Consider the following 8230-nt stretch of genomic DNA (forward strand, 5'->3'; position numbering starts at 1 on the left):
TTAAGACCTCAAGTATTAGAAATGTCTAAAATCATTCGTCACCGTGGACCAGACTGGAGCGGAATTTACAGCAATGATAAAGCAATTCTTTCTCATGAGCGTTTGGCAATTGTAGATCCAGCTTCAGGAAAACAACCTTTATTTACAGAAGATAAAAAATTGGTTTTGGCTGCAAATGGTGAAATTTACAATCACAGAGACCTGCGTAAACAATTCGAAGGAAAATATAACTTTCAAACAGAAAGTGACTGCGAAGTTATTTTAGCATTATACAGAGAAAAAGGAGTAAGTTTTGTTGATGAATTAAACGGAATTTTTGGTTTTGCAATTTATGATGTAGATAAAGATGAGTATTTTGTAGCTCGTGACCACATGGGAATTATTCCATTATACATTGGTTGGGATCAGCATGGAACTTTCTACGTAGCTTCTGAATTGAAAGCTTTAGAAGGATATTGTACAAAAATCGAATTATTTCCTCCGGGACATTATTTGTCAAGCAAAGACGGAGAATTTGTACAATGGTACAAAAGAGACTGGGTTGATTATGATGCGGTTAAAGATAACGAAACTAGTATTCCAGAAATCAAAAAAGCGCTTGAAGCAGCAGTTCACAGACAATTAATGAGTGACGTTCCTTACGGAGTTTTACTTTCTGGAGGTTTAGATTCGTCTATTACTTCGGCTGTAGCCAAAAAATTTGCTCAAAAACGTATAGAATCAGATGATACAACAGATGCTTGGTATCCGCAATTACACTCGTTCTCAGTTGGTTTAGAAGGTTCGCCTGATTTAGCAGCGGCACAGGTTGTTGCAAAACACATCGGAACCATTCACCACGAAATTAAATTCACCATTCAGGAAGGTTTAGATGCCGTTCGTGATGTAATTTATAACTTGGAAACGTATGATGTAACTACAGTAAGAGCTTCAACTCCAATGTGGTTAATGGCAAGAGTTATTAAGTCAATGGGAATTAAAATGGTACTTTCTGGAGAAGGTGCAGATGAGTTATTTGGAGGATATTTATACTTCCACAAAGCACCAAATGCAAGAGAGTTTCACGAAGAAAACGTTCGTAAATTAAGTAAACTTCACATGTACGATTGTTTACGTGCCAACAAAAGTTTAGCAGCTTGGGGAATTGAAGGTCGTGTTCCTTTCTTAGATAAAGAATTTATGGATGTTGCAATGCGCATCAACCCGCAAGATAAAATGATCAACAAAGAACACCCAATGGAAAAATGGGTGGTTCGTAAGGCTTTTGAAGATATGCTTCCGGAAAGTGTGGCATGGAGACAAAAAGAGCAATTTTCTGATGGAGTAGGATACAGCTGGATTGATACTTTGAAAGAAGTGGTAGCAAAAGAAGTTTCAGATGAGCAATTGGCAAACGCGAGATTTAAATTCCCATTACAAACGCCAACTTCAAAAGAAGAATATTACTATCGTTCTATCTTTACAGAACATTTCCCTAGCGATGCAGCAGCATTATGCGTTCCTCAGGAAGCAAGTGTGGCTTGCAGCACAAAAATCGCTTTAGAATGGGATGAAGCATTCAAAAACATGAACGATCCTTCTGGTAGAGCTGTGGCAAGTGTTCACGACGATGCCTATGTTAAAGCATAAACACGTTTAATTATTAGAATTAGTATATATATTTCAGAAAGACGTTCTTATTTTAAGAACGTCTTTCTTGTCTAAAATTGTTAAATTCTATATTTCAGTTCTTTATAAAAATATTTCGGCAATTATTTAACTTACTTTTTTTATATTTGGCATTCCCCAAAAAAGTTAAATACCTAAGATTTTAATATTGAAAATGTAAGAAAGCAAAAAATAATATTTAGTTTTGCTTTCAACAGAAAATTTTAATGATTTTTTAATGTTCGGCTTACTTTAAGTCTGAAACAGAAGAATAAAAATAAAAAATAGAATAGTATGTCTGGATTATTGGCCGTTATTGGTAAAGGAAAAGACCCGCAGCTTGTAAAAGAACTTTCAAAAAGAATGTCGCATCGCGGCCCTGATGAAAATGATTTGCACATTATGGAAAATGGCAGTATACTTTGTCATGAAAGTCTTTCTATTATCGATTTAAAATCGGGGAAACAGCCTATTCAGGGAACAGATAAAGCCTGGATGGTTCACGACGGGGAAATTTATAATTATCAGGAATTAAAAAATACCGTTTTAAAAGATCATACTTTTAGAACAAATTCTGACTCAGAAGTAATTGTGCATTTGTACGAAGAATTTGGATATGATTTTTGTAATAAACTTGACGGAGATTTTGCTTTCGTAATAATCGATGGAGATAAATATATTGCAGGAAGAGACCCAATTGGTGTAAAACCTTTATATTATGGTTTAGATGAAAGAGGAAGAATTTATTTTTCTTCAGAAATGAAATCAATTGCAGATCAATGTAAGTCATTCTCGACTTTTCCTCCGGGACATTATTATACAGCAAAAAGCGGTTTTGTAAAATATTATCACCCAGAATACGAAGATCATAGAAATGCGACTCACCCACTTGATTTAGATTTAATTCGAGAATCATTAATCGAAGCAACCCGCAAAAGATTAATGAGTGAAGTTCCCGTTGGAGTTGTATTGTCTGGAGGTTTAGATACCTCTTTGATTTCAGCAATAGCGTCTAGATTGTTAAAAGACAGCGGTAAAAAACTGCCCTCTTTTTCTATCGGATTAGATGCTGATGCTCCAGATAATGTTTCAGCAAGAAAAGCAGCTGAATTTTTAGGAACAGATCATCATGAAGTGCATTTTACAGTTGAAGAAGGTGTAGCGATTTTAGAAAAAGTGATTTCGCATATCGAAACTTATGATATTATTTCGGTTCGTTCAGGAGTCCCAATGTATTTATTATCAAAAGCGATAATTGATAAAGGAGTAAAAGTGATTCTTTCAGGTGAAGGTGCCGATGAAATTTTCGGCGGACATTTGTATTTTAGAAATGCGCCTTCTGCAGAAGAATTTCAGGATGAAACTATAGAAAGAGTTCAGAAGTTATTTACGGCCGATTTACTTCGTGTTGATAAAACAACAATGGCAAACGGAATCGAAGCCAGAATTCCGTTTTTAGATACAGATTTTTTAGATGTTACCATTCGAATTAGAACCGAAGAAAAACAGCCTAAAACGTATGAAGGAATTGAAAAATATATTTTAAGAAAAGCTTTTGATACTCCAAATGATCCTTATTTACCAAAAGAAGTTTTATGGAGACAAAAAGAACAGTTTTCAGACGGAGTAGGATATAACTGGGTTGATGAATTAATCGAATATTGCGCTACACAAGTTACAGACGAGCAATTGGCTGGTGCAAGTGCAGAGTTTCCGTATAATACGCCTACAACAAAAGAAGCGTATTATTACAGATCTATTTTCCACAAATATTATCCGCAGGTTAGTGCAGCGCAAACTGTTCGTAAATGGATTCCGAAATGGCAGGAAAATCTTGATCCAAGCGGAAGAGCAAATGCAGCTCACTTACAGGGAAATTTTGAAAGCATAAAATCTGGAGTTACTGTTTAAGATAAATTCTGATAAATAAATTCCAAATTCTAATTTGGAACTTAAAATATAAAAAGCCGAAATGAATTTAATTTTCATTTCGGCTTTTTTTGTGGTTTCCCGTAAATTGCTAAAAGTAAGTTAATAAGAATAAAACGTATTTCAGAAAAATACTATATTTGATTACCACGAACAATTAAATAACCCTTAAACACAATTTATGAAGAACTTATTACTAAGTGGAATTTTATGCTGCTCATTAGTTTCATTGGGCTCAGTTTATGCACAAAAAACAGAGGCACCCAAGTATATCACAAATGTCGAAGGTGTCAAAGAATATTCTTTAAATAATGGATTAAAAGTTCTTTTAATTCCAGATGCTTCTCAAAGTAATATGGTAGTCAATATTGTTTACAATGTTGGTTCCAGAAATGAAGGGTATGGAGAAAAAGGAATGGCGCATTTATTAGAGCACATGCTTTTTAAAAGTACTAAGAATTTAGGGGATATTAAAAAAATGCTTTCAGATAAAGGAGGAAATGCCAATGGAACCACTTGGTTGGACAGAACCAACTATTATGAAATATTCCCGTCAAGCGATGAAAACCTAAAATGGAGTATCGAAATGGAAGCCGACAGAATGATTAATTCTACCATTTTGCAAACTGATCTTGATAAAGAATTTTCTGTAGTTAGAAATGAGTTTGAAATAGGAGAAAATAATCCCGACGGTGTTTTACAGGAAAGAATTCTTTCTTCGGCTTACGTGTGGCATAATTACGGAAACAGCACCATTGGTAGTAAAGAAGATATTGAAAGGGTAAAAGCAAATACACTTCGCGTTTTTTATGAAAAATACTATCAGCCAGACAATTCAACCTTAATAATTGCAGGTAAATTTGATGAACAAAAAGCATTGCAATATGTTGGGCAGTATTTTGGAGCCATTCCAAGACCAAAAAGAGTTTTAGATAAAACCTATACAATAGAGCCTGCACAAGATGGTGAAAAATATGTAGAGCTTAAAAGAGCCGGTGACAGCAAAAATGTTGGTGCTTTATATCATACCGTATCTTATGCAGATAAAGATTATGCTGCAATTGATGCTTTAGGAGAAATCTTAACGGCAGATCCATCAGGATATTTATATAAAACATTAGTCGAAACACAAAAAGTGTCAGGCATTTATTTTTGGCAACCTTCGGTAAGAGACGCAAGTTTTATCTATTTTGGAGTTGCAGTTCCTAATGATAAAGATGTATATGCAACAAAAGATATTGTAAGAAGCGAGCTGGATAAAATTACCACTACAAAATATACAGATCAGGATGTAAGCAGAGCAAAAGCAAAAATTATCAAGCAAATAGAATCGGTAAAAAATAATACCATTTCGTATGCTATTAACCTGACTGAAATTATTGGTGCTGGTGATTACAGACTTGGTTATTTATACAGAGATGCAGTTGAGAAATTAACAAAAGAAGATATTCAAAGAGTTGCTGAGAAATATTTTAGAGCTAATAATAGAACAGTGGGTATATTTATTCCATCTAAAGATGAAGTAAGGATTAAACCAATTGAATATACGGATGAACAGTTGTTAGCACTTACAAAAGATTATAAAGGAAAAGCTTTAGAGAAAGAAGCTGCGCCATTTGAAGCATCAATTAAAAATCTAAAACAAAATTTTGTTGAAGGAAAATTGACAAATGGTATCAAATACGGATTGATCAAAAAAGAAATAAAAGGCGGAAAAGTTCAGGCAAGTTTTAAATTTCCGGTTAGTAATGAAAAAGATTTAACGGGTAAAAGTGATATTGCCGGAATTTTGGCCCAATTATTAAAAACAGGAACTAAAACGCAGACTAAAGAGCAAATTCAGGATAAATTAGATCAATTGAAATCGTCAATTAATTTTAATTTTTCGACACAAACATTATCAGTTAGTGTTAATACTTATAAAGAACACTTTAAAGAAGTAATGGGAATTTTGGCAGATTTATTAGCTAATTCGACTTTTCCGGAAAATGAACTAACTAAAACGATCAGTGAATATAACACGTATTTGGAGTCTAGTTTAAATGATCCGCAAGCTGTTGCATTTACAGAACTTTCGAGAATAACTAGTAAATATCCAAAAGGAAGTATTTTTTACACCCCAACTATTCAGGAACAAATCGATGCCTTTAAAAAAATAAAACAAGCTGAAATTGTTGACTTCTATACCAATTTTTTAGGCGGAAATAATGGAATAGGAAGTGTAGTAGGTGATTTAGATGCAAAAACTACAGGAGAAATTTTAGAAAGTACATTTGGTAAATGGAATTCTAAATCAAAATATGAACTTGCTTTGCCGGCTTATTTTGAAACACAAAAATTAGATAAAGATATTATTACGCCAGATAAAGAAAATGCTGTGGCGCTAGGCAGAATCAGTTTTAAAATGGATAGAAAAAACCCTGATTATCCTGCATTTGTTATGGCAAATGAAATTTTAGGAAGTGGTGGTTTTTTAAGTGCAAGAATTCCGATGAGGTTAAGAGAAAAAGAAGGTATTAGTTACGGTGCCGGTTCTTTTATTGATGTGCCAATTACGAATGATGCGGCAGAGTGGACTTATTATGCTTTCTTGAATCCAACGAAAAAGAATGCTGTTGAAACAGCGGCAAAAGAGGAAATTGCAAAAGCATTAAAAGACGGATTTACAGCTGAAGAATTAAAATCAAATTTGGTTAGCTGGCAAAATGAAAGAAAAACAAGATTAGGCGTAGATAATACCTTAATGGAGCTAGTAAATACTTATTTACAATACGGAATAGCTCTTGATGATTATGATCAACTTGAGACTAAAGTAAAAGCTTTAAAAGTGGATGAAGTAAATAAAGTATTGAAAAAATACCTGACTTTAGATAAAATGACCTCTGTTTACGCTGGGGATTTTAATAAGAAACAATAATTGAGGTGAAATTCCAATAAAAAAAAATCCAAATTCCAATTTGGAACTTAAAAATGTAAAAAGCCAAAATGCATTCAAAATGTAGTTTTGGCTTTTTTAGATAATATAAAACCCAATTTTGGAATTTGGAATTTTAAAAATTGGAATTTACTGACTTTTGAAATTTGATATTTTTTATGTTATTCCTATTTTTAGAATTTCGAATTTATGAAAATTGGAATTTAAAGTTGCCTTTTAGATTTATTTTTTGGTTTTTAAGACAATTGTGTTAATAACTTAAGTGCTTTAAGTCGGAATTTTATGGGTATATACCTTGCGTTTTTATATATTTGCGTGTTAGACAGTAAATACATTTTTTAGAATAAATTATATGAGCGAAGAGATCAAGAAGAACAATTATTCAGCAGATAGTATTCAGGCATTAGAAGGAATGGAGCACGTAAGAATGCGTCCATCCATGTATATTGGAGATGTAGGAGTTCGAGGACTGCATCATTTGGTTTATGAAGTTGTTGATAACTCTATTGATGAGGCGATGGGCGGACATTGTGATACTATTGGTGTTGCAATTAATGAAGATGGTTCGGTTACAGTTGAAGATAACGGACGTGGTATTCCAGTTGATTTACATAAAAAAGAAGGAGTTTCTGCACTTGAGGTTGTAATGACTAAAATTGGTGCCGGAGGTAAATTTGATAAAGATTCTTATAAAGTTTCCGGAGGACTTCACGGTGTTGGGGTTTCTGTAGTAAACGCACTTTCGGTTCACATGAAATCGACTGTTTTTAGAGAAGGAAAAATCTACGAGCAGGAATACGAAAGAGGAAAATCATTATATCCGGTAAAACAAATCGGAGAAACAGATAAAAGAGGTACACGTCAGACTTTTTATCCTGATAATACAATCTTTACACAAACTACAGAGTTCTCTTATGATACATTGTCAGCACGTATGCGTGAGCTTTCTTACTTAAATAAAGGAATCACAATTACGTTTACAGACAAAAGAGAAGTAGATGAAAAAGGCGAATTTAAAAGCGAAGTTTTCCACTCTGATGAAGGTCTTAAAGAATACATTCGTTATTTAGATGGAAACCGTGAGCCAATTATCTCACACGTAATCAGCATGGATCACGAAAAAGGTGAAATTCCGGTTGAGGTTGCCTTGATTTATAATACAAGTTACACAGAGAATATTTTCTCTTACGTAAATAATATTAATACACACGAAGGAGGGACGCATTTACAAGGTTTTAGAAGTGGTTTAACAAGAACCCTTAAAAAATATGCAGATGCTTCTGGAATGTTAGACAAATTGAAATTCGAAATTGCGGGAGATGACTTCCGTGAAGGATTAACGGCTATTATTTCGGTAAAAGTTGCTGAGCCTCAATTCGAAGGACAAACAAAAACAAAACTTGGAAACAGAGAAGTAGTTTCTCCGGTTTCTCAGGCAGTTGGAGAAATGCTAGAGAATTATTTGGAAGAAAATCCAAATGACGCCCGAATCATTATTCAAAAAGTAATTTTAGCAGCTCAGGCACGTCACGCAGCGAAGAAAGCACGTGAAATGGTGCAGCGTAAAACCGTTATGGGCGGCGGTGGATTGCCAGGAAAACTTTCAGATTGTTCTGAGCAGGATCCTGCAAGATGTGAGGTTTACCTTGTCGAGGGAGATTCGGCTGGTGGAACAGCAAAACAAGGTCGTGATCGTAACTTTCAGGCGATTTTACCATT

At 34.1% G+C, this 8230-nt stretch carries 4 protein-coding genes; all 4 read left to right on the forward strand.

Annotated features, from left to right (window positions below):
- Window positions 1–1629 (forward strand): asparagine synthase B (gene asnB, locus B3C18_RS02060; protein ID WP_291141585.1); only part of this gene is annotated, 1629 nt, incomplete at its 5' end.
- A 312-nt stretch (window positions 1630–1941) separates the two neighbouring features.
- Complete coding sequence (gene asnB, locus B3C18_RS02065) at window positions 1942–3558, forward strand: asparagine synthase B (RefSeq protein ID WP_291141588.1); 1617 nt, start codon at window positions 1942–1944, stop codon at window positions 3556–3558.
- A 199-nt stretch (window positions 3559–3757) separates the two neighbouring features.
- Window positions 3758–6493, forward strand: a complete 2736-nt coding sequence (locus tag B3C18_RS02070) for a M16 family metallopeptidase (RefSeq protein ID WP_291141591.1) — start codon at window positions 3758–3760, stop codon at window positions 6491–6493.
- A 370-nt stretch (window positions 6494–6863) separates the two neighbouring features.
- Window positions 6864–8230: ATP-binding protein (locus tag B3C18_RS02075; protein WP_291141594.1), on the forward strand; the 1367-nt coding region annotated here is incomplete at its 3' end.

It is taken from the genome of Flavobacterium sp. UBA7680 (assembly GCF_002482975.1).
Lineage (GTDB): Bacteria > Bacteroidota > Bacteroidia > Flavobacteriales > Flavobacteriaceae > Flavobacterium.